This is a genomic window from Chryseobacterium sp. 2TAF14 (assembly GCF_052115105.1).
Lineage (GTDB): Bacteria > Bacteroidota > Bacteroidia > Flavobacteriales > Weeksellaceae > Chryseobacterium.
The window spans coordinates 1-22,007 of the sequence record NZ_JBFRGA010000084.1; the positions used below are offsets into that span (position 1 = coordinate 1).

Annotated in this window: 27 protein-coding genes, 1 other RNA gene and 2 pseudogenes; 23 read left to right on the top strand and 7 right to left on the bottom strand. The window is 33.5% G+C overall.

Annotated features, from left to right (window positions below):
• Together AB4Y90_RS10275 and chrP are read right to left on the bottom strand one after the other, a co-directional pair.
• Window positions 1-89 (bottom strand): annotated as a pseudogene (locus AB4Y90_RS10275) (ribulose-phosphate 3-epimerase); the annotation flags it as partial.
• Window positions 90-244: 155 nt separating this feature from the next.
• Window positions 245-1,321 carry a chryseobasin maturation metalloprotease ChrP gene (gene chrP / locus AB4Y90_RS10280; RefSeq protein WP_441557418.1) on the bottom strand — a complete coding sequence of 359 codons (1,077 nt, stop codon included), beginning with the start codon at window positions 1,319-1,321 and terminating at the stop codon, window positions 245-247.
• Window positions 1,322-1,373: 52 nt separating this feature from the next.
• Between chrP and AB4Y90_RS10285 the strand changes: the two genes are divergently transcribed.
• On the top strand, window positions 1,374-2,081 hold the full coding sequence (locus AB4Y90_RS10285; RefSeq protein ID WP_441557420.1) for a DUF4294 domain-containing protein: 708 nt from the start codon (window positions 1,374-1,376) through the stop codon (window positions 2,079-2,081).
• A 20-nt stretch (window positions 2,082-2,101) separates the two neighbouring features.
• On the opposite strand, the gene AB4Y90_RS10290 is transcribed toward AB4Y90_RS10285, so the two are convergent.
• Together AB4Y90_RS10290 and mnmD are read right to left on the bottom strand one after the other, a co-directional pair.
• Window positions 2,102-2,518: an NUDIX hydrolase gene (locus tag AB4Y90_RS10290; protein WP_441557421.1), complete on the bottom strand. Its 417-nt coding sequence runs from the start codon at window positions 2,516-2,518 to the stop codon at window positions 2,102-2,104.
• A 165-nt stretch (window positions 2,519-2,683) separates the two neighbouring features.
• Window positions 2,684-3,316: a tRNA (5-methylaminomethyl-2-thiouridine)(34)-methyltransferase MnmD gene (mnmD, locus tag AB4Y90_RS10295; RefSeq protein WP_441557423.1), complete on the bottom strand. Its 633-nt coding sequence runs from the start codon at window positions 3,314-3,316 to the stop codon at window positions 2,684-2,686.
• 37 nt (window positions 3,317-3,353) lie between these two features.
• Between mnmD and AB4Y90_RS10300 the strand changes: the two genes are divergently transcribed.
• The 4 genes from AB4Y90_RS10300 to AB4Y90_RS10315 all read left to right on the top strand — a co-directional run bounded on the left by AB4Y90_RS10300 (window position 3,354) and on the right by AB4Y90_RS10315 (window position 7,073).
• On the top strand, window positions 3,354-4,424 hold the full coding sequence (locus tag AB4Y90_RS10300) for a branched-chain amino acid aminotransferase (protein WP_441557424.1): 1,071 nt from the start codon (window positions 3,354-3,356) through the stop codon (window positions 4,422-4,424).
• A gap of 374 nt (window positions 4,425-4,798) precedes the next feature.
• Window positions 4,799-5,308, top strand: a complete 510-nt coding sequence (locus AB4Y90_RS10305) for an FKBP-type peptidyl-prolyl cis-trans isomerase (RefSeq protein ID WP_441557426.1) — start codon at window positions 4,799-4,801, stop codon at window positions 5,306-5,308.
• Between the two features lie 78 nt (window positions 5,309-5,386).
• The gene (locus AB4Y90_RS10310) at window positions 5,387-6,391 is read left to right on the top strand and encodes a peptidylprolyl isomerase (RefSeq protein WP_441557453.1); all 1,005 of its coding nucleotides are present in this window, start codon (window positions 5,387-5,389) and stop codon (window positions 6,389-6,391) included.
• Window positions 6,392-6,497: 106 nt separating this feature from the next.
• The gene (locus AB4Y90_RS10315) at window positions 6,498-7,073 is read left to right on the top strand and encodes a hypothetical protein (RefSeq protein WP_441557427.1); all 576 of its coding nucleotides are present in this window, start codon (window positions 6,498-6,500) and stop codon (window positions 7,071-7,073) included.
• A 33-nt stretch (window positions 7,074-7,106) separates the two neighbouring features.
• On the opposite strand, the gene AB4Y90_RS10320 is transcribed toward AB4Y90_RS10315, so the two are convergent.
• Both AB4Y90_RS10320 and AB4Y90_RS10325 read right to left on the bottom strand, forming a co-directional pair.
• A complete protein-coding gene (locus AB4Y90_RS10320) occupies window positions 7,107-7,391 on the bottom strand; it encodes a type II toxin-antitoxin system RelE/ParE family toxin (RefSeq protein ID WP_441557428.1) in 285 nt (94 codons plus the stop codon).
• Window positions 7,373-7,660 (bottom strand): hypothetical protein, encoded by a 288-nt coding sequence (locus AB4Y90_RS10325; protein ID WP_441557430.1) that lies wholly within the window; start codon window positions 7,658-7,660, stop codon window positions 7,373-7,375. Before AB4Y90_RS10325 ends, AB4Y90_RS10320 begins: the two co-directional genes overlap by 19 nt.
• A gap of 195 nt (window positions 7,661-7,855) precedes the next feature.
• On the opposite strand from AB4Y90_RS10325, the gene AB4Y90_RS10330 reads away from it, so the two are divergent.
• The 7 genes and pseudogenes from AB4Y90_RS10330 to AB4Y90_RS10360 all read left to right on the top strand — a co-directional run.
• The gene (locus AB4Y90_RS10330; protein ID WP_034676149.1) at window positions 7,856-8,692 is read left to right on the top strand and encodes a 1,4-dihydroxy-2-naphthoyl-CoA synthase; all 837 of its coding nucleotides are present in this window, start codon (window positions 7,856-7,858) and stop codon (window positions 8,690-8,692) included.
• Between the two features lie 143 nt (window positions 8,693-8,835).
• A complete protein-coding gene (locus tag AB4Y90_RS10335; protein WP_441557431.1) occupies window positions 8,836-9,231 on the top strand; it encodes a PH domain-containing protein in 396 nt (131 codons plus the stop codon).
• Window positions 9,215-9,877, top strand: coding sequence for a PH domain-containing protein (locus AB4Y90_RS10340; protein WP_441557433.1), 663 nt, complete (start codon window positions 9,215-9,217; stop codon window positions 9,875-9,877). The genes AB4Y90_RS10335 and AB4Y90_RS10340 overlap by 17 nt, the downstream gene beginning before the upstream one ends.
• Window positions 9,849-10,400: a PH domain-containing protein gene (locus AB4Y90_RS10345; RefSeq protein ID WP_441557434.1), complete on the top strand. Its 552-nt coding sequence runs from the start codon at window positions 9,849-9,851 to the stop codon at window positions 10,398-10,400. The genes AB4Y90_RS10340 and AB4Y90_RS10345 overlap by 29 nt, the downstream gene beginning before the upstream one ends.
• A 59-nt stretch (window positions 10,401-10,459) precedes the next feature.
• A complete protein-coding gene (gene menA, locus AB4Y90_RS10350) occupies window positions 10,460-11,389 on the top strand; it encodes a 1,4-dihydroxy-2-naphthoate octaprenyltransferase (protein WP_441557435.1) in 930 nt (309 codons plus the stop codon).
• 11 nt (window positions 11,390-11,400) lie between these two features.
• Window positions 11,401-11,847 (top strand): SRPBCC family protein, encoded by a 447-nt coding sequence (locus AB4Y90_RS10355; RefSeq protein ID WP_441557436.1) that lies wholly within the window; start codon window positions 11,401-11,403, stop codon window positions 11,845-11,847.
• Between the two features lie 113 nt (window positions 11,848-11,960).
• A pseudogene (locus tag AB4Y90_RS10360) lies at window positions 11,961-12,413 on the top strand (MBL fold metallo-hydrolase); the annotation flags it as partial.
• A 64-nt stretch (window positions 12,414-12,477) separates the two neighbouring features.
• On the opposite strand, the gene ffs reads toward AB4Y90_RS10360, so the two are convergent.
• An RNA gene (gene ffs, locus AB4Y90_RS10365) (signal recognition particle sRNA small type) lies at window positions 12,478-12,575 on the bottom strand.
• 133 nt (window positions 12,576-12,708) lie between these two features.
• Here ffs and AB4Y90_RS10370 point away from each other — a divergent pair.
• The 11 genes from AB4Y90_RS10370 to AB4Y90_RS10420 all read left to right on the top strand — a co-directional run.
• On the top strand, window positions 12,709-13,305 hold the full coding sequence (locus AB4Y90_RS10370) for a DUF4199 domain-containing protein (RefSeq protein ID WP_441557438.1): 597 nt from the start codon (window positions 12,709-12,711) through the stop codon (window positions 13,303-13,305).
• Window positions 13,306-13,321: 16 nt separating this feature from the next.
• A complete protein-coding gene (locus tag AB4Y90_RS10375; protein WP_441557439.1) occupies window positions 13,322-14,272 on the top strand; it encodes a glycosyltransferase family 2 protein in 951 nt (316 codons plus the stop codon).
• A gap of 311 nt (window positions 14,273-14,583) precedes the next feature.
• The gene (locus tag AB4Y90_RS10380) at window positions 14,584-15,288 is read left to right on the top strand and encodes a GIN domain-containing protein (RefSeq protein WP_441557441.1); all 705 of its coding nucleotides are present in this window, start codon (window positions 14,584-14,586) and stop codon (window positions 15,286-15,288) included.
• Window positions 15,289-15,295: 7 nt separating this feature from the next.
• Window positions 15,296-15,904 (top strand): hypothetical protein, encoded by a 609-nt coding sequence (locus AB4Y90_RS10385; RefSeq protein WP_441557442.1) that lies wholly within the window; start codon window positions 15,296-15,298, stop codon window positions 15,902-15,904.
• A gap of 17 nt (window positions 15,905-15,921) precedes the next feature.
• On the top strand, window positions 15,922-17,637 hold the full coding sequence (locus tag AB4Y90_RS10390; protein WP_441557443.1) for a phospho-sugar mutase: 1,716 nt from the start codon (window positions 15,922-15,924) through the stop codon (window positions 17,635-17,637).
• Window positions 17,638-17,668: 31 nt separating this feature from the next.
• The gene (locus tag AB4Y90_RS10395; protein WP_441557444.1) at window positions 17,669-18,025 is read left to right on the top strand and encodes a four helix bundle protein; all 357 of its coding nucleotides are present in this window, start codon (window positions 17,669-17,671) and stop codon (window positions 18,023-18,025) included.
• Between the two features lie 45 nt (window positions 18,026-18,070).
• Window positions 18,071-19,324 (top strand): pyridoxal phosphate-dependent aminotransferase, encoded by a 1,254-nt coding sequence (locus AB4Y90_RS10400; RefSeq protein ID WP_441557446.1) that lies wholly within the window; start codon window positions 18,071-18,073, stop codon window positions 19,322-19,324.
• Window positions 19,325-19,494: 170 nt separating this feature from the next.
• On the top strand, window positions 19,495-20,049 hold the full coding sequence (locus tag AB4Y90_RS10405) for a hypothetical protein (protein WP_441557447.1): 555 nt from the start codon (window positions 19,495-19,497) through the stop codon (window positions 20,047-20,049).
• Window positions 20,050-20,078: 29 nt separating this feature from the next.
• The gene (gene kdsB / locus AB4Y90_RS10410; RefSeq protein WP_441557449.1) at window positions 20,079-20,801 is read left to right on the top strand and encodes a 3-deoxy-manno-octulosonate cytidylyltransferase; all 723 of its coding nucleotides are present in this window, start codon (window positions 20,079-20,081) and stop codon (window positions 20,799-20,801) included.
• A 113-nt stretch (window positions 20,802-20,914) separates the two neighbouring features.
• Entirely contained in the window at window positions 20,915-21,577 is a 663-nt protein-coding gene (locus tag AB4Y90_RS10415) for a histidine kinase (protein ID WP_441557450.1), read from the top strand.
• A 15-nt stretch (window positions 21,578-21,592) separates the two neighbouring features.
• A partial coding sequence (locus AB4Y90_RS10420; RefSeq protein WP_441557451.1) for a glutathione peroxidase occupies window positions 21,593-22,007 on the top strand: 415 nt, incomplete at its 3' end.

A 22,007-nucleotide genomic window follows, 5' to 3' on the forward strand; every position in this document is an offset into this window, starting at 1 on the left:
GCTTGAGAATTGTTCAGCATTTCAATGTCTCTTTGCAGGTTCCCGACGTCTGCAGATTAAAGGGAAGGAGCAATAAGCTTCGTTTTCATTTTTACTTTTTATATTAGATACTAGATATTAGATTCAAGATATTAGATTTATGAAACAAATTTTTGAGATTCAATCTTTCAAATTATTTTTAAAAGAATACATCATTTTTTTGGATTTCAGTTAATTGATTCTTGATTCTTGTTTCTTGAATCTTTTAATGATATTTCAGTTTCATTTCAGGCTTTATCTTCAAAAGTGTTTCGTAAATCAGCTGAATTACATTTCCAACGTCTTCTTTAGAAACCATTTCTACTGTGGTGTGCATGTAGCGCAAAGGTAAGGAAATCAAAGCACTTGGTACACCTCCATTGGAATGAGCGAAAGCATCTGTATCTGTACCTGTAGCACGGCTTGCTGCTGCTCTTTGGTAAGGAATTTTTTTAGTTTTTGCAGTGTCAATAATCAACTCTCTTATAGTGTGATGCACGCTTGGTGCAAAAAATACAACCGGACCGTCGCCGCATTTCTGATCGCCTTCTTTTTTCTTTTCAATCATTGGGGTTGTGGTGTCGTGGGTAACGTCTGTAACAATAGCAATGTTGGGTTTGATGGTATCTGCAATCATGTCTGCTCCGTAAAGACCAACTTCTTCCTGTACCGAATTGGTGATGTATAAACCGAAAGGGATTTGTTTTTTATTTTCGTTTAAAAGTCTGGCAACTTCTGCGATCATAAATCCGCCGATTCTGTTATCTAAAGCTCTGCAAACGAAATAACGGTCATTCATTTCGAAAAATTCATCAGGATAAGTGATCATGCATCCTACAAAAATTCCCAGATCTTCAACTTCCTGTTTTGAAGTTGCTCCGCAATCGATAAAGATATTTTCAATTTTTGGAGTCGGCTCATTCTGATTAGCACTTCTTGTGTGAATTGCGGGCCATCCGAAAACTCCTTTTACTATTCCTTTTTCACCGTGAATGTGTACAACTTTGGAAGGAGCGATAGTTTGGTCTGAACCTCCGTTTCTAATTACATAAATTAATCCGTCGTCTGTAATATAATTAACGTACCAGGAAATTTCATCAGCATGGGCTTCAATAACTACCTTGAATTCTGCTTCGGGATTGATGATTCCGTAGCAGGTTCCGTAATGATCAACTTCTACTTTGTCTACATACGGAGTGATGTAATCCATCCAGACTTTTTGTCCGTCGTGTTCGTAACCGGTTGGTGATGAAGTGTTTAAATATTTCTCTAAAAATTTCAAAGATTTCTTTTCGAATTTCATATAAAGGGAATGATTTTTGTTAACAGATTTTGTTATAATAAGTGTAAAAATAATGAAATTTCATAAAATCGCTTGTCTTTTTCTCCTGTTTTTTGTGATCGGTATTTCCGGGCAGGGGAAAGATTCTGTAGCAATAAAACCTCTCAGTCAATATCCACCGGAAGAGCTAAGGACAGATGAGTTTGGCAACAAATATTATTATGATGCGAGACAAAAGGCTAAGTTCTACGAAATCAACGGTGAAACTGTCGTGGTGATGGATGAGCTGGTTCTTTTAAATAAACCTAAATTTAATAATCAACTCGATAAGAATTATTACTTCTTTTTAAATAAAAAATTATATCGTGTTTATCCTTTGTTTTTAACTGCATTGCAGCAATACAGGGATATTCAGGGTGAGATGAATAATCTTGACAGTGCTGCCAAAAGAAAATATGTAAAAGACCGACAAAATATGYTTGCCGACCAATATGAAAAGCAGTTGAGGGATCTTACGACAACGGAAGGTCAGGTTTTTGCAAAATTAATGAACAGGGCAACCGGGAAAAACGTGTATGAGATCATTAAAGAATTGCGTGGTGGATGGAGTGCTTTCTGGTGGAATGTAAAAGGAAAAATGGCAGATATTGATTTGAAAGATCAGTATAATCCTCACAAAAACAGAACAGACGAGTTTTTAGAATCGTTATTGCAATCCAACTGGAATTCAGGTTATCTGCAGCCTTATCCCGGAGCTCAAGATTTTAGAGTATCAAAATAAAAGAAAATTCCTGTAAATATTTACAGGAATTTTTCTTTCAGTTTATCGAAAACTATTTTGTCAACAGGCAGACTGAAAGGATTCTCGGTAGAGTTTATAGAAACCCAGTCTATTTTTTCTATGCAGGGATCAAGAATAATAAAATCCTCTTCATTTATTATGTTTACCATATAATATATAGTAAGAAGCTGCTCGTTTTCTTTGAAGCGCGAAACCAAAAAATCTTCCTGCGTATAAAGATGCTCTACAATTTCTATATTTACATTCAGTTCCTCTTCAAACTCACGTTTCAGGCAATCTGTCAAGCCTTCTCCATATTCTAATCCGCCGCCGGGAAATTTCATTAAAGGCTGTCCCGCATATTCTTCAAAAAGCGTAAGAACTTTCCCGTCTTTTACAACACACGCATAAACCCTTACATTAATATTGTCAATCATAAATAGTATTTTGCTTAGCTAAAATAGGGAAAAAATTATTGTCAATTATTAATGATTAATTATGAATTATCAATTTTAATCAGAAAAATTATAAGCTTTAGGCATACTCAATGATTTACGTTTATAATTAACAATTAACAATTAACAATTAACAATTAATCATTATCATCCTTTTATCGCATTAATCATTTCTCTTTTTCCGGGAGGGCCTTGTTTTTTTTCAACTTTAAAATTAAGCTCCTGTAAAATGCGTCTCACACTTCCTTTAGAAGAATAGGTTGTTAATAATCCGTTTATATTCATTTTGTCTGAAACCATTTCAAATAAAGGTTTTTCCCAAAGGTCGGGCTGTACTCTTGCTCCGAAGCAGTCGTAATAAACAAGGTTAATCTTCGGCAGATCAATGTCTTTAAGATCAAAAAAATCGCATTGGATTTTATGTAAATGAAAACCGGGAATAATTTCTACCGGTTTCTCCCATTCAGAATGATGAATTTTTTGATAAATATTCTTTAATTCAGTGTTATCAAAAAGCTCAAAATATGCCAGATTTTCAATTTCAGATTCATTTATTGGGTATTTTTCAAGCGTAAAATAATGAATGACATGATTTTTGTCAGTTTTTAAATATTCATTAATTGTTACCAAAACATTCAAACCTGTTCCAAAACCTAGTTCTAAAATGTTAATTTCGTAATCATTTATTAAATTTAATCCATTTTTGATAAATACATGATTGGCTTCCTGAAGCGCACCATGATGAGAATGGTAGTTTTCGTTTAATTCATTGATAAACAATGTTTTACTACGTAGAACATCATAAAAATTTTAAAAAATGATAATTCAAAAAACAGAAAACTCAAGAATTTCTACTTTCGATCCCAATAATTTTTCTTTTGGTAATACTTTCAGCGATCATATGATTATCTGCGAGTATGAAAACGGAAAATGGGGCGAGGTAAAATTGGTTCCTTATGGTCCGTTATTGTTTACCCCTGCGATGATGGGAGTAAATTACGGGCAAGCTTGCTTTGAAGGCATGAAGGCTTACAAAGATAAAGACGGACAGGTTTTCCTTTTCAGGCCTGAAAAGAATTTTGAGCGTATCAATAAATCTGCAAAACGTTTGGCAATGCCGGAAGTTACAGAAGAAATGTTTTTGGATGGATTAAAAGCTTTAGTAGACATCGACAGAGACTGGATTCCGGAAGGTGAAGGAATGTCTTTGTATATCAGACCTTTGATTTTCGCTACTGAAGAAGCTTTAAAAGCAAGAGTGGCAAATAAATATATGTTTGCAATCGTAGCAACACCGGCAAAAATGTATTATACTGAGCCTGTTTCTGTGAAAATTTCAGATCATTATTCAAGAGCGGCAAATGGTGGAGTAGGTTCTGCAAAAGCTGCAGGAAATTATGCAGCTTCTTTCTATCCGACTCAATTGGCGATTGAAGAAGGTTATGATCAGATTATCTGGACTGATGACGCTACTCACGAATATTTTGAAGAGAGTGGAACGATGAATGTTTTTGTAAGAATCAACGATACGATTTATACTCCGCCGACTTCAGAGAAAATCTTAGATGGTGTAACCAGAGATAGCTTCATTCAATTGGCTAAGAGAAGAGGTTTTGAAGTAAAAGTAGAACCTATCAAAGTAAAAGATGTAGTAGAGGCTCAGAAAAAAGGAACTTTGAAAGAAGTTTGGGGAGTAGGAACTGCGGTTGTTACAACAGTTTTCCAGGCTTTAGGCTATAATGGTGAAAAGCTTGAATTGCCAAGACTTTCTGATGAAGAAAGCTATGCCGTAATTCTTAAAAATGATTTGGTTGATTTGCAAAACAATCTTTCAGAAGATCCTTTCGGATGGAGAGTTTTGGTTGATCATGCATTAGAAACGGTTTAATTTTTAAAATTAAAATCAATATAAAGTCGGGAGTTATTTCCGGCTTTTTTTGTTTAAAATGAATCAGTTTAATGATAATTGTCACGCAGATCTTGCTGATTTAAAATCTTCAAAAATAATCTTTTAACTTAAATATTTTTAACCATTAAGATTTATTAAGTGTAAAGATTATTTAAGTTTAGCTTCGCTTTCAGATGTACTAAATAAAATCTTTGATTTTTGCTTAAGAGATCTTAAATTTAAAAAATCTTAATGGTTAAAAACTAAAAATTTAAATTAAAACAATTAATATTCAAAAAATAAAAATTTTATTTCAATAAATTCAACAACTTTTGTTAATCATTCCCGAAATGCTTATTTTCGCAAAAGTTTTTATGAAAAAATTACTCTTCATATCTGTTTTGAGCTTATTCGGCTGCAAAAGAAATAATCCGGTGCATCCACCGGTTGGCGGTGTTTTGAACCAAAATGATCTTGATGTTTCCCGAAACCGCATGAAAAATCTTAACACGATTGAAAGGCAGCAGATCCAGGATTGGATAAAAAATCAAAACATAAAATTCTTTCCCACACAGATGAATTACTGGACGACAGTTGACGGTTTTGATAAGCGGGAAAAAAGACCTGATGAATCTACAATTTCGTATTCTTACGATCTTTATGATTTTGATCAGACCAAGATTTATGATAAATCTATAAGCAGAAACAATGCAAGATTTGGGCATTTTGATGAGCTAAAAGCAGTAGAAAATGCACTTCGGTATATGCAAAATGGGGAAGAAGTAACCCTTCTCGTTCCGTCATCACTCGCTTACGGAACTTACGGAGATGAAAATAAAATTGATAACGATATTCCTTTAATTATAAAACTAAAAGCACTGTAAATGAAATTTTTAAACAAAAATATAATCTTAGCAGCGGCAAGCGTTTCGCTTTTAAGCTGTACCCCAATTTATAAAAAGATGAACGTAGACAAAGAAACTTACGAAGGGCTTAAAGACGGACTTTATGCTAATCTTCAGACCACAAAAGGTAACATGATTGTAAAGTTTGAAGACAAAAAATCACCGGTAACTGTGGCTAACTTTGTTGGTCTTGCAGAAGGTAAAATCGATAACAAATCGAAAGCAAAAGGAGTTCCTTTTTATGATGGAACGATTTTCCACAGAGTGATAAAAGATTTCATGATTCAGGGAGGTGATCCTCAGGGAACAGGAATGGGAGATCCGGGATACAAATTTGAAGACGAGAAAAACGATCTTAAACATACAGGAAAAGGGATTCTTTCGATGGCTAATTCCGGTCCCAATACAAACGGTTCTCAATTCTTTATCACTGAAGTTGCTACACCTTGGTTAGACGGAAGACACACTATTTTCGGATCAGTAGTGAAAGGAACTGAAGTTATCGATTCTATTGCTGCTGTTGAAAAAGGAGCTCAGGATAAACCTAAAACTGATATTGTTTTAGAAAAAGTAAGCATTTTCAGCAAAGGTGACGAATACAAAAACTACGACGCTGCTAAAACTTTCAACGAAGGAAAAAGTAAAATTGCTGCAAACAACAAAGCGATGGCTGAAAAAGCTGAATCTGAAGCGAAAAAAGCTCTTGAAGAACTAAAGGCAGGAATGCAGGTGACAGAATCTGGTCTTTATTATAAAATCACTAAAAAGACAGAAGGAAAAGCTCCAAAAGCAGGTGATAATGTACAAGTGCATTATGCTGGTAAATTGACTAATGGAACCGAGTTTGATTCTTCATTCAAAAGAAATGAGCCTCTTGAATTCCCGGTAGGAACAGGAAGAGTAATCAAAGGTTGGGATGAAGGAATTTTGTTGTTAAAAGAAGGTGAAACCGCTACTTTACTGATTCCGCCGGCAATGGGCTACGGAGAAAGAGGAGCAGGAGGAGTTATTCCGCCAAATGCATGGTTGATCTTCGATGTAGAATTGGTAAAAGTTCCTTAATCGAATATTTTTATAAAATATATAAAACCGTCTTATCTAAGGCGGTTTTTTTAGTATTTTTAAATCTTCAAAACTCACAGGTTTTGAAAACAATTAAAATTTAGACATGAAAACAAAATTCATTACCACACTTTTTATAATTTTCTCTCTTACATCTTTTGCGCAGAAAAAAGTAAATACAGACGATCAGGCGATCAGAAAATCGATGGTTTATTTTGCCAATACCATAAAATATAAAAAGCTCGATCAGACTATAGATGCGATCTACCCGAAATTTTTTACGGCTGTCAACAAAGATCAGTTTACGCAGATGCTGAACATGACCTACAATAATCCTTTTGTGAAAATTGATGTTTTAGACATGAAATTTATTTCGGTAGGAAAACCTGAATTGATAGACGGAGAAAATTTTTCGATCACAAGTTACTATTTAAAGCTGAAAGCCGATGTAAGCTCGATGAATGAAGAAATGAAAAAATCTATTTCAGAAATGCTTGCCAAAAAATATGGTAAAAATAGTGTAGAATACATTGCTAAAGATGGCGCTTATGTGATTAATGCTCCAATGAAAATGGTTGCCGTTTCGAAAGACAAGAAAAACTGGAAAGTGGTTTTTGCCGATGCAGAATATAAAAAACAATTGACAAAAGTTCTTCCGAAAAAGATTTTGGATAAACTGTAAAAATTTAAAAAGCCGATTCGTGAGAGTCGGCTTTTATTTTGAATCACGCCTTCCATCCCAGACTGATTGTACAATAATTTCGTTATTATTAAACTCGTAAAAGATCAGATAATTCCTAACAATGATAACTCTTGTTTTTTCATCACTAGTTTTCCTACCGAGATTTGGATAAATGCAGATTTGCTTCAAAGATTCAATAAAAAGCAAATTCAATTTTTCACTGAATCTTGCTGATTTATTTTTATCAATCCAATATTCTAAAATTTCTCTACGTTCAATATTGGCTTTCTTTGTCCAAATTATTTTTCGTTGAGCCACTGATTGATTTCGTTATTAGCTTCATTCTCATTTAATGTCTGGGAATTTCTATATTCAGCACGAGCTTCTTCAATTCTGTCTTTTTGATTTTTATTAAGTTCATATACTTTTTCATCCAATTCAAAATCCAGAAGTTTTTTTATCTCTTTGATGATTCTGGCATCATCTAACACAGATATTTTATTAATCAGTTCAAGTTTCATTCGTAGTTCGGAAGTACTCATATCAAAATCTTTATTCAAATTTACATATTTAAATTTCTCTAGCATTTAAATATAAATTTTTTTTAAAAACTTGAGGTTACTCATTCCACTTCCTTTCACTTTGAATTACAAATCACGTCTGCAGATTTTACTTCCTTAAAAATTTCAAATCCCATTACTTATTACCAATTACCCATTACTCATATTTAAGTCACAAAAATCTCTCCTTAATTCCGTATATTTGGGAAAAATTTTTACAAAATGATCGAGTGGAAAACCGTAAAGGAATACGAAGATATTACTTATAAAAAATGCAACGGTGTGGCAAGAATTGCCTTCAACAGACCTGAAATCCGCAATGCATTCAGACCGAAAACAACTTCAGAATTGTACGATGCTTTTTATGACGCTTCAGAAGACCCGTCAATTGGCGTGGTTTTGCTTTCAGGAGAAGGACCAAGTTCTAAAGACGGAGTTTGGGCTTTCTGCAGCGGCGGTGACCAAAAAGCAAGAGGGCAGCAAGGTTATGTAGGCGAAGACGGAAGACATCGTTTAAATATTCTTGAAGTTCAAAGGCTGATTCGTTTTATGCCAAAAGCGGTAATTGCTGTTGTTCCGGGTTGGGCAGTTGGTGGCGGTCACTCGCTTCACGTAGTTTGTGATCTTACTTTAGCAAGTAAAGAGCACGCAATTTTTAAGCAAACTGATGCTGATGTAACAAGCTTTGACGGCGGTTACGGTTCTGCTTATTTAGCAAAAATGGTCGGACAAAAAAAAGCGCGTGAGATTTTCTTTTTAGGAAGAAATTATTCGGCGCAGGAAGCTTTCGATATGGGAATGGTGAATGCCGTAATTCCTCACGATGAGCTTGAAGATACTGCTTACGAATGGGCGCAGGAAATTTTAGCAAAATCTCCGACTTCCATCAGAATGCTGAAGTTTGCGATGAACCTTACCGACGACGGAATGGTTGGACAGCAGGTTTTTGCAGGCGAAGCAACCCGTTTGGCGTACATGACCGAAGAAGCAAAAGAAGGCAGAAATGCTTTCCTTGAAAAGAGAAAACCGGATTTTGGTAAAGATCAGTGGATTTCTTAAAATATAAATAATAAGTAATAGGTAATGAGTGATTTCATTACCTATTATTTTGTTTAAATAAATCTTGCGGATTTAGCAGATTTCGCAGATCAATTATAATAAAATCTGCTTTATCTGCAACATCTGTGAGAGATTTTTATACCATGGAGCAAAACTTTCAAAACCCTCAGATTTTAGATCTTGAAATTCCTGATTTTGATGATTTAAAATTAGTTGCCGTTTCACCAAAATACCTCAAGATTATTTTGTTTAATCTGGGTTTATTTTCAATTTTTGTAATCGTTGCGGTTGCTGTAGCTTTTTATTTCTTTTATTTCAATCTGAGCTTGTTTCAGGTTTGGGCGATTGTTATCGGAATTTTCCTGATGATCGTTTTTCTTTTTCTGAATGCATTGATTGGCTTTAAATTCAGAAAATATGCGGTTCGCGAAAAAGACTTGGTATATCAATATGGCTGGCTGAAAAGGAGCATAATTATAGTTCCGTTTAATAGGATTCCGATCTCGAAAGAAAAAACAGAAGATGGAGGAGAAGCGTAATTCTTTTTTTCAGCCTCAAAGACAGTCAAAAACGGGGATCGTTCTGCTTTTTTTGTACAACATCGGAATGGTGATTAAAAATCTATGGGTTTTTGTCATTCTCTTTTTTGTCAGAAAAGATAAAATGGAATCCTGGATTATCGTTCTTGCGATCATTGCCGTACTTTTAATCCTCATTGTTTCGGCAGTTTTACAATATTATCACTTCAAATATTATATTGATGAAGAAAACGAAGAGTTTGTCATCCATGAAGGGATTATCAATACATCGGTCACCAAAATTAAAAAAGAAAATATTCAAGAAGTAAATATTTCGCAGCCTTTTGTTCATCGGTTTTTTAATATCTATAAACTCGAAATCGACATTCCCGGAAGTTCTGAAAAAGAAGTGAAAATTTCTGCATTAACTCAGCAGAATGCAATAGATTTAAAGAAATATCTTTTAGCAGAAAGCAATCTCGAAAGTAGTTTAATAGAAAACATAGAATTTTCAGATAATCAGGAGGTTAAAAACATTCGTTCAATTAAAATTTCAACACTCAGTATTTTAAAATATGAAAGTTCAGGTCATCACCGAAACCCAAAACTGGATCCAGAAGAAAATGAAAATTTCTTACGTGAAATTTCTCCAGATCGGAAAAAATGAAGAAGAAGAAAAAAATGTTGCAGCTGTTCCGGGAATCAATAATAATGAAAAAGCAAAACTGATATCAACGATCTGGAAAGAAAATCCTGTTTTTGAAAATGAGYTGAAACCAAATTTCAGATTGATTATTTTGAATAGTTTTCAGTGGATTATTTTACCCCTGATTCTTGTTTGGTTTATTGAGAAAAAAATACTCATCGATTACTGGTTTTTAGCGGTTTTTTACATTGCTTTAGCAGAAATTTTCATTCTGATTTCTTTCAGAAACTTAAGATTATTTTACAACAAAAGATTTATCAGATTAAAATCAGGAATTTGGGACATCGATAACCGAACTTTTGAGGTAGAAAAGCTTCAAACTGTGAAAATTTCTCAGTATTTTTGGCAAAGAAAAACAAACTTGGGAAGTATTACTTTTTATACCTCTGCAGGACGCTTTAAAATAGTTGCTTTAAATTTTGTAAAGCTTAAAAAACTTTTGAATTATATTATTTATAAAATAGAAATATCAAACAATAAATGATAAATAATTAATGATAATCGATATATCATTAATCAATTATCTCTTATCAATTATAATTTATGACCGATTGGATAAAAGCCGCAAGGTTGAGAACGTTACCGCTATCATTAAGCGGAATTATTATGGGTTCTTTCATCGCAAAATGGAGACTCAGAGAAGAAGGAGGATTTTGGGACTGGAAAATTTTTGCGTTGGCGCTTTTGGTGACGTTGCTGTACCAGGTTTTATCAAACTATGCCAATGATTACGGAGACGGCGTAAAAGGAACCGACGCGAAAAGAATCGGCGAAGCAGAAGCAAGAGCGGTTGCTTCCGGGAAAATTACGGCAAAACAAATGAAAAATGCAGTGATTTTATTTTCTGTTTTATCTTTTGTAGCAACGGTTGCTCTTTTATACATTGCTTTTATCCCTGATTTTATGAATGAATTTTATATTTTCATAGGATTGGGATTAGCAAGTATTTTGGCGGCAATTGGCTATACTGTTGGTAAAAAACCTTACGGATATATGGGATTGGGCGATATTTTCGTCTTTATATTCTTCGGTCTGGTTTCGGTTGGCGGAAGTTATTTTCTGTTTACCAAAACCTTTTCCTGGGACATTCTTTTGCCGGGAACTGCGATTGGAATGATGAGTATGGCGGTTTTAAACCTTAACAATATGCGTGATATTGAAAGCGACAGATTGTCAGGGAAAAACAGTTTTGCTTTAAGGATCGGTTTCAGAAATGCAATGATTTATGAAGTTATTCTTTTACAGCTTCCTTTAATTTTAATTTTGATCTTCTTGGGAATTAACGGATTCATTCAGTCGCAGAAATATTACGTTTTTATCGTCATGATTTTATTTCTTCCGTTAATGAAAATCAGAAGACAGATCATGGCCGTAAAAGAACCGAAACAGCTTGACCCTTTTTTAAAACAAGTTGGAATAATGACGTTGATGATAGCTCTTTTAATGGCTGTAGGTCTTAATTATTTTAGCTAAAACTTTCTGTTATGGAATCTAAAATATTTGTGCAGGCTCAGATGCTTATCCGAAAACCGGTTAATGAGGTTTTTGAAGCATTTATTAATCCGGAAATCACAACCAATTTCTGGTTTACAAAATCGACCGGAAAACTTGAGGAAGGGAAAACCATTACCTGGGAATGGGAAATGTACGGTGCAAAATCTGAAGTGAAAGTTCTCGAAATCATTCCGAATCAGCTTATAAAAACAATGTGGGGATTATTTTCCAATAATGTAGATTACGAGTTTAAAGAAATGGAAAAAGGAACTTTGGTTATCATTAAAAGCTACGGATATTCTGAAACCGATGAAAAACTTTTATCTGTAATTAATGACAATACGGGCGGTTTTACCACTGTTTTAGATGGCTGTAAAGCTTATTTGGAACACGGAATTAATCTGAGATTGATTGAAGATAAATTTCCATCTAAATAAACACAAATGACACTAATTTCTTCACAAATATCACGAATGTTAATTAGCGTAATTTGTGAAAAAATTCGTGTCATTTGTGTTTAAATATTTAACAAAATAAAAATTAAAAATCTTATTTTAAAAATGCTCAAAATAAAGATGATGTAAACTTAGGAGGATCAGCAAAAATCGAAGATCTGAAAATTTCTATGGTTCCGGCTCATCATACAAGCTCTTTCCCTGACGGAAGCTATGGCGGAGTTCCTGCAGGATATATTTTCAGACTTCCTGAAGGTAAAAACGTGTATTTAGCGGGAGATACAGGAGTAATGGCAGATATGGAGCTTTTCCCGAAATTATTCGGAAATTTAGATTTATCGATCCTTCCAATTGGCGGTCATTACACGATGTGTGCAAGAAAAGCAGCTTTTGCTGCGTCAGAATTACTGAAAACTCCAAAAGTAATCGGATGTCATTTTGATACTTTTCCTGCGATAGAAATTAATCATGAAAGTGCAGCAAAACATTTTGCTGATAAAAATGTAGAATTGATCTTACCAAAATTAGGAGAAAGCTTCGAGATATAACAAAAAAATTAAGAGATTAAGTAATTTATAAAATCTGCTTAATCTCTTAACTTAAATAAATAAAAAATGGCAAGCTACCTAAATCACACCGCTACAACCGATTACCTTTGCTGCGTTCCCACCCTGGAGGATTCTCAGGAGCTGGTTGTTTAGGACTTGCCGTTGCAAAGATAGGAACTTATTTTAAAATTAAAAATATTATTACAGAAAAAATCTCTAAAAATCCCTTTATTAAAGCTAAAACGCTGAAATTTAGACCGATATTTTTTGAGAAATTTTTCTAAAAATTGAAACTATGACGAAAAGTCCACTTACCTTAGGAATTTTATTGTATGCCATCACAATGGCGATCTTTTTTGTAGTCTACACATTTTTTTCGGGGATCGAATATTTTGATACAACATTGAAAGTCAACGCTTTTGTTTTGCCGATTGTATATGTTTTATTTGCTTTTTGGTCTGTAAAATCTTATTGGAATAAGCATGAAATGAATTTTAAGGAAGCTTTCAAAAGAGCTTTCGTTCCGATGTTTACAGGCGGAATTTTATCTATTGTAAGTATCTTTTCTTTCTTAAATTTTATCGATACGGATGCTAAAAAACTCTTGAATTATCAATATGTGCAGCGTCAGAAATCTGAACTGGATAAAGAATATCAGTCTGCAAAAAAGATTTTAAAACACCAAAAAGACATTGATGAGCTGGAGCAAAAATACAAGGAAGGTCTTCAAAGGTTTGATCCTGCGACTATAAAAAATAAAGATATGCTTACAGCAAGTCATTTTTCAGGATATTTTGCTGCAATTCTTATATTTTACGTAATTTTGTCTGTCTTTTTCGGGGCGTTTTTCAGAAAGAAAACAAACCATCAGGAAGCAATTAATCAAGAATAATTTTTATTAAAATTAAATGAATTTATCTATAGTAATTCCGTTACTCAACGAAGAAGAATCTCTCGAAGAGTTGTTTACAAGAATCGACAACGTTTGCAAAACCAGCAGCTTATCTTACGAAGTCTGGTTTATCGATGACGGAAGTACAGATTTGTCGTGGAGCATTATTGAAAATTTAAAAATTCAGCATCCGCAAATCCACGGAATAAAATTTTCAAAAAATTACGGAAAATCTCAGGCGCTTCATGCAGCTTTTGAAAGAACAAACGGAGATGTCATTATCACAATGGACGCAGATTTGCAAGACTTCCCGGAAGAAATTCCCGAGCTCTACAGAATGGTGATCGAAGACAATTACGATATCGTTTCCGGATGGAAGAAAAAGCGTTTTGATAACGTAATGACAAAAAATATCCCTTCAAAACTTTTTAATGCAGCAGCAAGAAAAGTTTCCGGCGTTTATCTGCATGATTTTAACTGTGGTCTGAAAGCTTATAAAAAACAGGTTGTAAAATCGATTGATGTTTACGGAGATATGCACCGTTACATTCCGGTTTTGGCTGCCAATGCAGGTTTCAGAAGAATTACGGAAAAAGAAGTTCCACATCAGGCAAGACCTTACGGAACCTCGAAATTCGGAACAGAAAGATTCGTTCGTGGATTTTTAGATTTGGTAACCCTTTGGTTTGTAAGTCGTTTTGGCGGAAGACCGATGCATTTTTTCGGTGCGGTAGGAACTTTAATGTTTATCATTGGTTTTCTTTCGGCACTTTGGTTGGGAGTTTCAAAACTGATTGATGTAGCAAGAGGAATTTACGGGCATTTGATTACCAATAATCCTTGGTTTTTTATTGCTTTAACGATGATGTTGATGGGAACTTTGCTATTTATAGCAGGATTTTTAGGCGAAATGATTATCAGAACAAACAGGGAGCATAAGAATTATAATATCGACGAAGTGATCTAAGTTTTATCTAAAAATGAAACGTAAGTTTTTAAAAACGGGCTTAATTTTATGTAATCTGATGTATTCATTTTATGTAAACTACAGAGTTTTTAAAACTTTTAAAATAAGAGAATCTTTTCCGAAAGCTGTAGAAATAGAAAAGCTTTGGTTGTTTTCTCTGATTGCTTTAATGATTTTCAATTTTATTTTTGAAAAGAAAGAATTATTAAGCAATAATTATAAACTGTCAATATTATTGGTATGTTTAGATCTTTTAGTGAGTTTACCATTAATATTTTTTACAATTAATGAGTTATTTTGATTTAAATTCTATGAGAAAAATTGTATGTCTTTTTGCATTTCCGTTGATCATAATTTCCTGTGGTAAAATTTCTCCCAAAGGAAATTTAGAGAAAAAAGAAATTGACGTTGAAGAATTTGTTAACCTTGATCTTGACGGCAAGTTTCGCGTATTTTATGCAAGAGGACCTAAAAATTTTGTAGAAGTAGAGACCTATCCGAATATAGCCGGAAATCTGGATATCGATGTTGACGATAAAACGCTTTCGATCAAAGAAAACAGAAAAACAAAAGGAGTAGATTTTTATAATATCACGATTTACTCTAAATATAATCTGGAGAAAGTTTCAATTTCAGATTCTGTGGAAATGAATATCTCAAGCGAAATTAAAACGGATAATTTCAGATTAAATTTAAAGAATTATGCTACTTTTATGGGTTCTTTAAACACAAGAAGAGCGGAAATTGATATGCAAAACCGCAGCCGTGCCAATTTTTTAGGTGAAACAAAAGATGCGGTGATAAAGATCTCAGATACCGCAAGTTTGATTGCTCCGTACTGGAAAATTGTCAATCTGAATGTAGATTCTCAAAACGGAAATTATGCAGAGGTCAACGTAAAAGATACGCTGAAAGGAAGTGTAAAAAATACAGCAAAATTTGTGTATTATAATGACCCGATCAGAGCTTTTAAAGTTGAAAATACGACGAGAGTTGAGAATAAAAAATTGCAGTAATACATAAATGGAGGAAAAAAAATATATAGAGAGTAACATTCAAAGTCTTGATGGAGTTGAGCATGTAAGACTTCGTCCTCAATTATATTTTGAAGATTGTTTTACAGAAAATAATTTAAATTCTTTAGTATTTGGAGCTCTATGTCATGCAATCGATGAATATTTTGATGGAATTTGCAGTGAAATTGTTATCAGTGCTAATGAAAAATATTTAAAGGTAGAATACAATGCCGGGATGTCTTTGGAAAAATCTTGGGATTTAACCAAAGCCGAATGTATCATGACAAAAATCGGAGCTTGTAGCAACGAAAAAAAACATTTGGAAGTCGGACATGAATTCTGTCGAGTTGGTATGGCTACAATTAATGCTGTCTCAGAAAAATGTGAATTAATAACGATTTTTGATAAGCAAAAAGCTTACTTTATTTTCGAAAAAGGACATACAGTTTTGAGAGATTTTTCAGAATCTGATATTTCTGAAGAATCTACAACAATAAGTTTTGAAATGAGTAAGGAAATTTTTGGAAATTTTATTTTTGAATTAAATGATTTGCAATTAAAATTAGATTTATTAAAAGAAAAATTACCTAATTTAGAAATCAAACTATATAAATAAACGAACAAAATATACATATGACAACATTAGAGAAAGCAAAACTTTGGTTGCATGAATCATTTGACCAGGAAACAAGAGATGCTGTTCAATTGTTAATTGAAGGCAATTCCCCCGATTTGGAAGACTCTTTTTACAGAGAATTAGAGTTCGGAACTGGAGGCATGAGAGGAATTATGGGTGTTGGAACCAATCGTTTAAATAAATACACTTTAGGTCAAGCTACACAGGGACTTGCAAATTATATGTTGCAGCAGTTTCAAGGTGAACAAATTAGTGTTGCAGTTGCTTATGATGTAAGAAATAACTCAAAAGAATTTGGAAAACTGGTGGCAGATGTTTTGACAGCAAACGGAATTAAAGTTCTTTTGTTCAAAAATCATAGACCAACTCCGGAACTGTCTTTTACGGTTCGTGATAAAAAATGTAACGGAGGAATTGTTTTGACTGCGTCACATAATCCGCCGGAATACAACGGTTACAAAGTGTATTGGAATGACGGAGCGCAAATCGTTCCGCCGCATGATGAAGCGATTATCAATGAAGTATATTCTGTAAAATTTGACGAAATAAAATTTGAAGGAAATGATGATCTGATCGAATGGATCGGAGAAGAGCAGGATGATGTATACATTGATGCCTGTATTGAAAATTCTTCGTATCAAAATGTAGGTAAAGAAAATTTAAACATCGTTTTCACGTCCATTCATGGAACAACGTATGCAACAGTGCCAAAAGCTTTGGAGAAAGCAGGTTTCAAAAAAATTGATCTGGTAAAAGAACAGATGATTCCAAGCGGAAATTTCCCGACAGTAGATTCTCCTAATCCGGAAGAACCTGCAGCTTTGGAAATGGCGATGGATTTAGCTAAAATCACCAATGCAGATATCGTGATCGGAACCGATCCTGATGGAGACAGATTAGGAATTGCTGTAAGAAATTTGGAAGGCGAAATTCAGCTGTTAAACGGAAATCAGTGTAATACAATTTTAACGTATTATATTTTAGATCAATGGAAAAAACAGGGTAGAATTACAGGTAAAGAATTTATTGGTTCTACGATTGTAACGTCAGATATTTTCTTTGATATCGCCGAGAAATTCGAAGTTGACTGCAAAGTTGGTTTAACGGGTTTCAAATGGATCGGAAAAATGATCCGCGATTTTGAAGGTGAAGAAAAATTCGTTTGTGGTGGTGAAGAAAGTTTCGGTTTTATGACCGGAGATTTCGTTCGTGACAAAGATTCTTGCGGAAGTATCATTTTAGCTTGCGAAATTGCAGCCTGGTGTAAAGCCAACGGAAAAACGATGTATGAATACCTGATCGAAATTTATCAGGAAACCGGAATGTATTACGAAGGTTTAATCAACATCGTGAAAAAAGGAAGAGACGGAGCTGAAGAAATTCAGAATATGATGAAAAATTTCCGTGAAAATCCACCAAAACAATTGGCTGGTTCGTTGGTTGAAGAAATAAAAGATTTTAAAGAACAAACCAATTTTGTAGTTTCTGAAAATGAAAAACATGTAATGGATGACATTCCAAAATCTAATGTTTTAATTTATTATACTCAGGATGATACAAAAGTTTGTATCAGACCTTCAGGAACCGAGCCGAAAATAAAATTCTACGTTTCTGTAAAAGATTCATTAGAATCAAAAGCAGATTTTAAAGAAAAATTAAAAGCTTTGGAAGCAAAAATTGAGCAGGTAAGAAAAGATCTTCAGTTAAATTAAATAATTAGTTATAAGTTTTGAATTATAAATTATGAGTGAAAGCATTATTGGTAAAAAAAGTTTTGACTTCGCTATACTTATTGTTAATTTTTATAAAAGTTTTATCACTGAGAAAAAAGAATTTGTTTTATCTAAACAGCTTTTGCGTTCCGGAACTTCGATAGGCGCAAATGTACGTGAAGCTTTAAATGCTCAAAGCAGGCAAGATTTTATTCATAAATTATCTATTTCACAAAAAGAATGTGATGAAACGATTTATTGGATAGAATTATTATTTGCAACAAAATATATTTCAAAAGAAGAATTTGATAAATTATCAAATCCGGCAATTGAAATTTTGAAAATTCTTAGAAGCATTATTATAACTACAAAAAATAAAAACTCATAATTCATAATTAATAACTTATAACATTTAACATCTAATATATAAAAAGTGAAAGTTTCAAAATTAGCAGCAAACCTTATTGGTTCTGAAATTGTAAAAATTGGTAATGAAGTAAATGATTTAAAGGCAAAAGGTGCAGAAATTGCTAATCTTACGATTGGTGATTTGAACTCTAATCTTTACCCGATTCCTGCAGAATTAAAAGAAGAAATTCAGAAAGCGTATCAGAATAATTTAACCAATTATCCGCCTGCAAACGGATTATTGTCATTAAGAAATGAAGTTTCCAAAGACCTGAAAACAAGATGGAATTTAGATTATTCAGCAAATGATATTCTGGTTACGGCAGGTTCAAGACCTTTGATTTATGCAGTATATAAAACAATTGTTGATGAAGGAGACAAGGTTATTTATCCTATCCCTTCGTGGAATAACAATCATTACGCTTATCTTACTTCTGCAAATGCTGTTGAAGTAAAAACCACTCCCGAAAACAATTTCTTACCAACTGCTGCAGAGCTGAAACCTCATTTAGACGGAGCTGTACTTTTAGCGCTTTGTTCACCGTTAAATCCTACAGGAACTATGTTTACAGAAGCTCAGTTAAGAGAAATCTGTGAAATGATTCTGGAAGAAAATGCAAAAAGAGGAGCGGATGAAAAACCTTTATACTTAATGTACGATCAGATTTATTCTAATCTTACGTTTGGTGCAAAACACGTTGATCCGGTTTCTCTTTTCCCTGAAATGAGAGAATTTACCATTTATATTGAAGGGATTTCTAAATGTCTTGCCGCAACAGGAGTGAGAGTAGGATGGGGATTCGGCCCTGCTCATATTATTGATAAAATGAAAGCTTTGCTGACTCACGTTGGAGCTTGGGCGCCAAAACCGGAACAGGAAGCAACTGCAAAATATTTTCAGAATACAGAAAATGTAAATACTTTTATTGCTGATTTTAAAGGAAAACTAGAAGCAAGCTTAAAAGTTCTTCACAACGGAATACAGGATTTAAAAAACAAAGGTTTGAATGTGGAAAGCATCGAGCCGATGGGAGCTTTATATCTTACCATTAAATTAGATTATATCGGAAAAACAAAACCTGACGGAACGGTTATTGAAAACTCTTCAGATCTGGTTTTCTATTTAATTAATGAAGCGGGAGTTGCATTAGTACCTTTCTCAGCTTTCGGGGAAGAAAAAACTGAGCCTTGGTTCAGATCTTCTGTAGGAGGTTTGGCAATCGAAGAAATTGAGGTAATGATGCCGAAACTTGAAAATGCTTTAAATGCTTTAAAATAATTTTTAAAATAAATAAAAATGCTTCGACTTCGCTCAGCATGACATCGTTAAAGCTGTTACAATCAACAGATATTATTAGAATAGTCATGCCGAGCGGAGTCGAAACGTTTTAAATAAAAAGTACCATTCACAAAAATGAAACTTCCGAAAAGATATTTCTTAGAAACAAAATGGTTGAGCTATACAACTTAGCGGTTATCATTTCGGTGATTGTAAGCGTTTGGCTTTCCGGAACAAATTCTCACAGAACGCTGTTTCAGAATTCTGTTGTTTCTCTGTCTATTTTAGCAGGAGTATTTTTTATTTTTATCAGTTCAGGACTTTATTTTGGATGGAAGCTCAAAGATAATGTAGGGCACATTCTGCACAGAGAAAGAATCAGAAAATATTCGGATAATGTTTCTTTACCGGATGTTTCAGGATTTGATCCGCCTGATGCGGGAGATGGTATCGGAGGTGCTATACTTTCTGTAATTTTATGGTTTATCATTACCATTGTTTTTGCTTTTCTCTTGTATTTTTTAGGATTCTTCTTTTGGGCGGCAATTTTATTTTTTGCGGCGATGTTATATTGGATTTTTTTCCGAGCTTTACGATTGGTATTCAAAAATTCGAGAAAATGTAAAGGCGATTTGTTGAAAAGCTTTGCATTCGGATTTTTTTATTCGTTTCTGTACATCTCGTGGATTTACGGAATTATTTTTTTAGTTAATTATTTAAGCTAAAAATTAAAATTAATTTATATTTTAATACAATGAAAATCATCGCAGTTATTCCTGCACGTTACGAAGCAAGCCGTTTTCCTGCAAAACTGATGCAGATTTTGGGCGAAAAAACAGTGATCACAACAACCTATCAAAACGTTGTGGAAACCGGACTTTTTGATGAAGTTTTTGTAGCAACAGATTCTGAAATTATTTTTAATGAAATTCAAAATAACGGCGGAAAAGCGGTAATGACCGGACAACACGAAACGGGAAGCGACCGGATCGCAGAAGCCGTTCAGAATATTGATTGTGATATTGTCATCAATGTTCAGGGTGACGAACCGTTCTTAAAATTAGAACCTTTACAGCAATTAATCGAAGTTTTTAAAGAAGATGAAAATCAGGAAATTTCTTTAGCTTCTTTAAAAATAAAACTTCACGAAAAAGAGGAAATAGAAAACCCGAATAACGTAAAAGTAATTACCGATAACAATGGTTTTGCATTGTATTTTAGTCGTTCTGTGATCCCTTTTCATAGGGAAATATCTTTTGATGTTGATTATTTTAAACACATTGGAGTGTATGCTTTCAGAAAGCATGCTTTGCTTCAGTTTTCAAAACTGGAAATGAAACCTTTGGAAATTTCAGAAAAAATAGAATGCATCCGTTATCTGGAATATGGTATGAAAATTAAATTAATAGAAACCAATTTCATCGGCGTAGGTATCGATACGCCGGAAGATTTAGAAAAAGCAAGGAAGTTAATTTGAAAATTTGAAAATGATTCAATTTGAAAATCTATAGATAATATTAATTTTCAAATTATCTAATTGACAAATTTTCAAATTAAAAAAACTTATATTTGATTTTATAAATAGATTTAATGAAGAAATTATTCATCGTTTTCGTTCTGATCATTTCACAATTGTCTTTTGCTCAGACTGCTAAAGAAATAATTGATAAGAACATAGAATTATCCGGCGGATTAACCAATTGGAAACTTTTAAATTCTGTATTGCTTCAGGGAAAAGTAATTTTAGGAATTAAAGACGAATATCCTATCAAAATATATCAGCAAAGACCAAATTTAACCAAAACCGTGATTACAATTGGCGGAAAAGATACAGCCATTGAAGGATATGACGGTAATAAAGGGTATGCGATGAATTATGCAACCAACAAAATTCAGGAGTATAAAGAATATATTCCGGAAAGTTTTGATAATGATTTTATCGACTGGGAAAATAAAGGTTTTGAAGCAAAATATTTAGGCAAGGAAAAAGTAGGAAACATCTATTGTCATAAAGTAGAGCTCACCAAAAATGTGAATAAAAACTACTATTATTTTGATACCAAATCTTTCATGCTTTTAAAAGAAATAAAAAAAGATGAAACTTTAACGTATTCAGATTACAAAAAGGTAGGAAATTTGATGATGCCATTCAGGTTTGAATCGGCAAGCGCCAAAAAAGATGGCGATTATGTGATGCTCCTCAACAAAGTGGAGATCAACAAAGTATTTCCTGCAAATAGTTTTAAATTTTAAAAAATAGATCTCAAAATGAAGAAGATTTTTATAGTGCTTATTTCTTTTATGGCGTTTTCTAACAGTTGCGCACAGAAAAAAAGCGAAGTTTCTAAAGTAAAAACCAAACAGGCTATGTCACAAACAATATACGACTACAAAGTAGATGCGCTTGAAGAAGGCAAAACAATCAATTTTTCAGATTTTAAAGGAAAGAAAATTCTTATCGTGAACACTGCTTCAGAATGCGGTTTTACTCCTCAGTATGCAGATCTTGAAAAACTTTCTAAAGAATATGCTGATAAATTGGTTGTTGTAGGTTTTCCTGCAAATAATTTTGGTGGACAAGAACCGGGAACGAATGTTGAAATCGGTGCATTTTGCCAGAAAAATTACGGTGTAACTTTTCCTTTGGCTGCGAAAGTTTCTGTGAAAGGAGAAGATACGGTTC

What these genes read in the sequence shown, in the direction of transcription:
- chrP (WP_441557418.1), bottom strand. Translation starts at nt 1,321, where the DNA reads ATGAAATTCGAAAAGAAATCTTTGAAATTTTTAGAGAAATATTTAAAC.
- AB4Y90_RS10290 (WP_441557421.1), bottom strand. Translation starts at nt 2,518, where the DNA reads ATGATTGACAATATTAATGTAAGGGTTTATGCGTGTGTTGTAAAAGAC.
- AB4Y90_RS10300 (WP_441557424.1), top strand. Translation starts at nt 3,354, where the DNA reads ATGATAATTCAAAAAACAGAAAACTCAAGAATTTCTACTTTCGATCCC.
- AB4Y90_RS10305 (WP_441557426.1), top strand. Translation starts at nt 4,799, where the DNA reads ATGAAAAAATTACTCTTCATATCTGTTTTGAGCTTATTCGGCTGCAAA.
- AB4Y90_RS10310 (WP_441557453.1), top strand. Translation starts at nt 5,387, where the DNA reads ATGAACGTAGACAAAGAAACTTACGAAGGGCTTAAAGACGGACTTTAT.
- AB4Y90_RS10315 (WP_441557427.1), top strand. Translation starts at nt 6,498, where the DNA reads ATGAAAACAAAATTCATTACCACACTTTTTATAATTTTCTCTCTTACA.
- AB4Y90_RS10325 (WP_441557430.1), bottom strand. Translation starts at nt 7,660, where the DNA reads ATGCTAGAGAAATTTAAATATGTAAATTTGAATAAAGATTTTGATATG.
- AB4Y90_RS10330 (WP_034676149.1), top strand. Translation starts at nt 7,856, where the DNA reads ATGATCGAGTGGAAAACCGTAAAGGAATACGAAGATATTACTTATAAA.
- AB4Y90_RS10335 (WP_441557431.1), top strand. Translation starts at nt 8,836, where the DNA reads ATGGAGCAAAACTTTCAAAACCCTCAGATTTTAGATCTTGAAATTCCT.
- AB4Y90_RS10340 (WP_441557433.1), top strand. Translation starts at nt 9,215, where the DNA reads ATGGAGGAGAAGCGTAATTCTTTTTTTCAGCCTCAAAGACAGTCAAAA.
- menA (WP_441557435.1), top strand. Translation starts at nt 10,460, where the DNA reads ATGACCGATTGGATAAAAGCCGCAAGGTTGAGAACGTTACCGCTATCA.
- AB4Y90_RS10355 (WP_441557436.1), top strand. Translation starts at nt 11,401, where the DNA reads ATGGAATCTAAAATATTTGTGCAGGCTCAGATGCTTATCCGAAAACCG.
- AB4Y90_RS10370 (WP_441557438.1), top strand. Translation starts at nt 12,709, where the DNA reads ATGACGAAAAGTCCACTTACCTTAGGAATTTTATTGTATGCCATCACA.
- AB4Y90_RS10375 (WP_441557439.1), top strand. Translation starts at nt 13,322, where the DNA reads ATGAATTTATCTATAGTAATTCCGTTACTCAACGAAGAAGAATCTCTC.
- AB4Y90_RS10380 (WP_441557441.1), top strand. Translation starts at nt 14,584, where the DNA reads ATGAGAAAAATTGTATGTCTTTTTGCATTTCCGTTGATCATAATTTCC.
- AB4Y90_RS10385 (WP_441557442.1), top strand. Translation starts at nt 15,296, where the DNA reads ATGGAGGAAAAAAAATATATAGAGAGTAACATTCAAAGTCTTGATGGA.
- AB4Y90_RS10390 (WP_441557443.1), top strand. Translation starts at nt 15,922, where the DNA reads ATGACAACATTAGAGAAAGCAAAACTTTGGTTGCATGAATCATTTGAC.
- AB4Y90_RS10395 (WP_441557444.1), top strand. Translation starts at nt 17,669, where the DNA reads ATGAGTGAAAGCATTATTGGTAAAAAAAGTTTTGACTTCGCTATACTT.
- AB4Y90_RS10405 (WP_441557447.1), top strand. Translation starts at nt 19,495, where the DNA reads ATGGTTGAGCTATACAACTTAGCGGTTATCATTTCGGTGATTGTAAGC.
- kdsB (WP_441557449.1), top strand. Translation starts at nt 20,079, where the DNA reads ATGAAAATCATCGCAGTTATTCCTGCACGTTACGAAGCAAGCCGTTTT.
- AB4Y90_RS10415 (WP_441557450.1), top strand. Translation starts at nt 20,915, where the DNA reads ATGAAGAAATTATTCATCGTTTTCGTTCTGATCATTTCACAATTGTCT.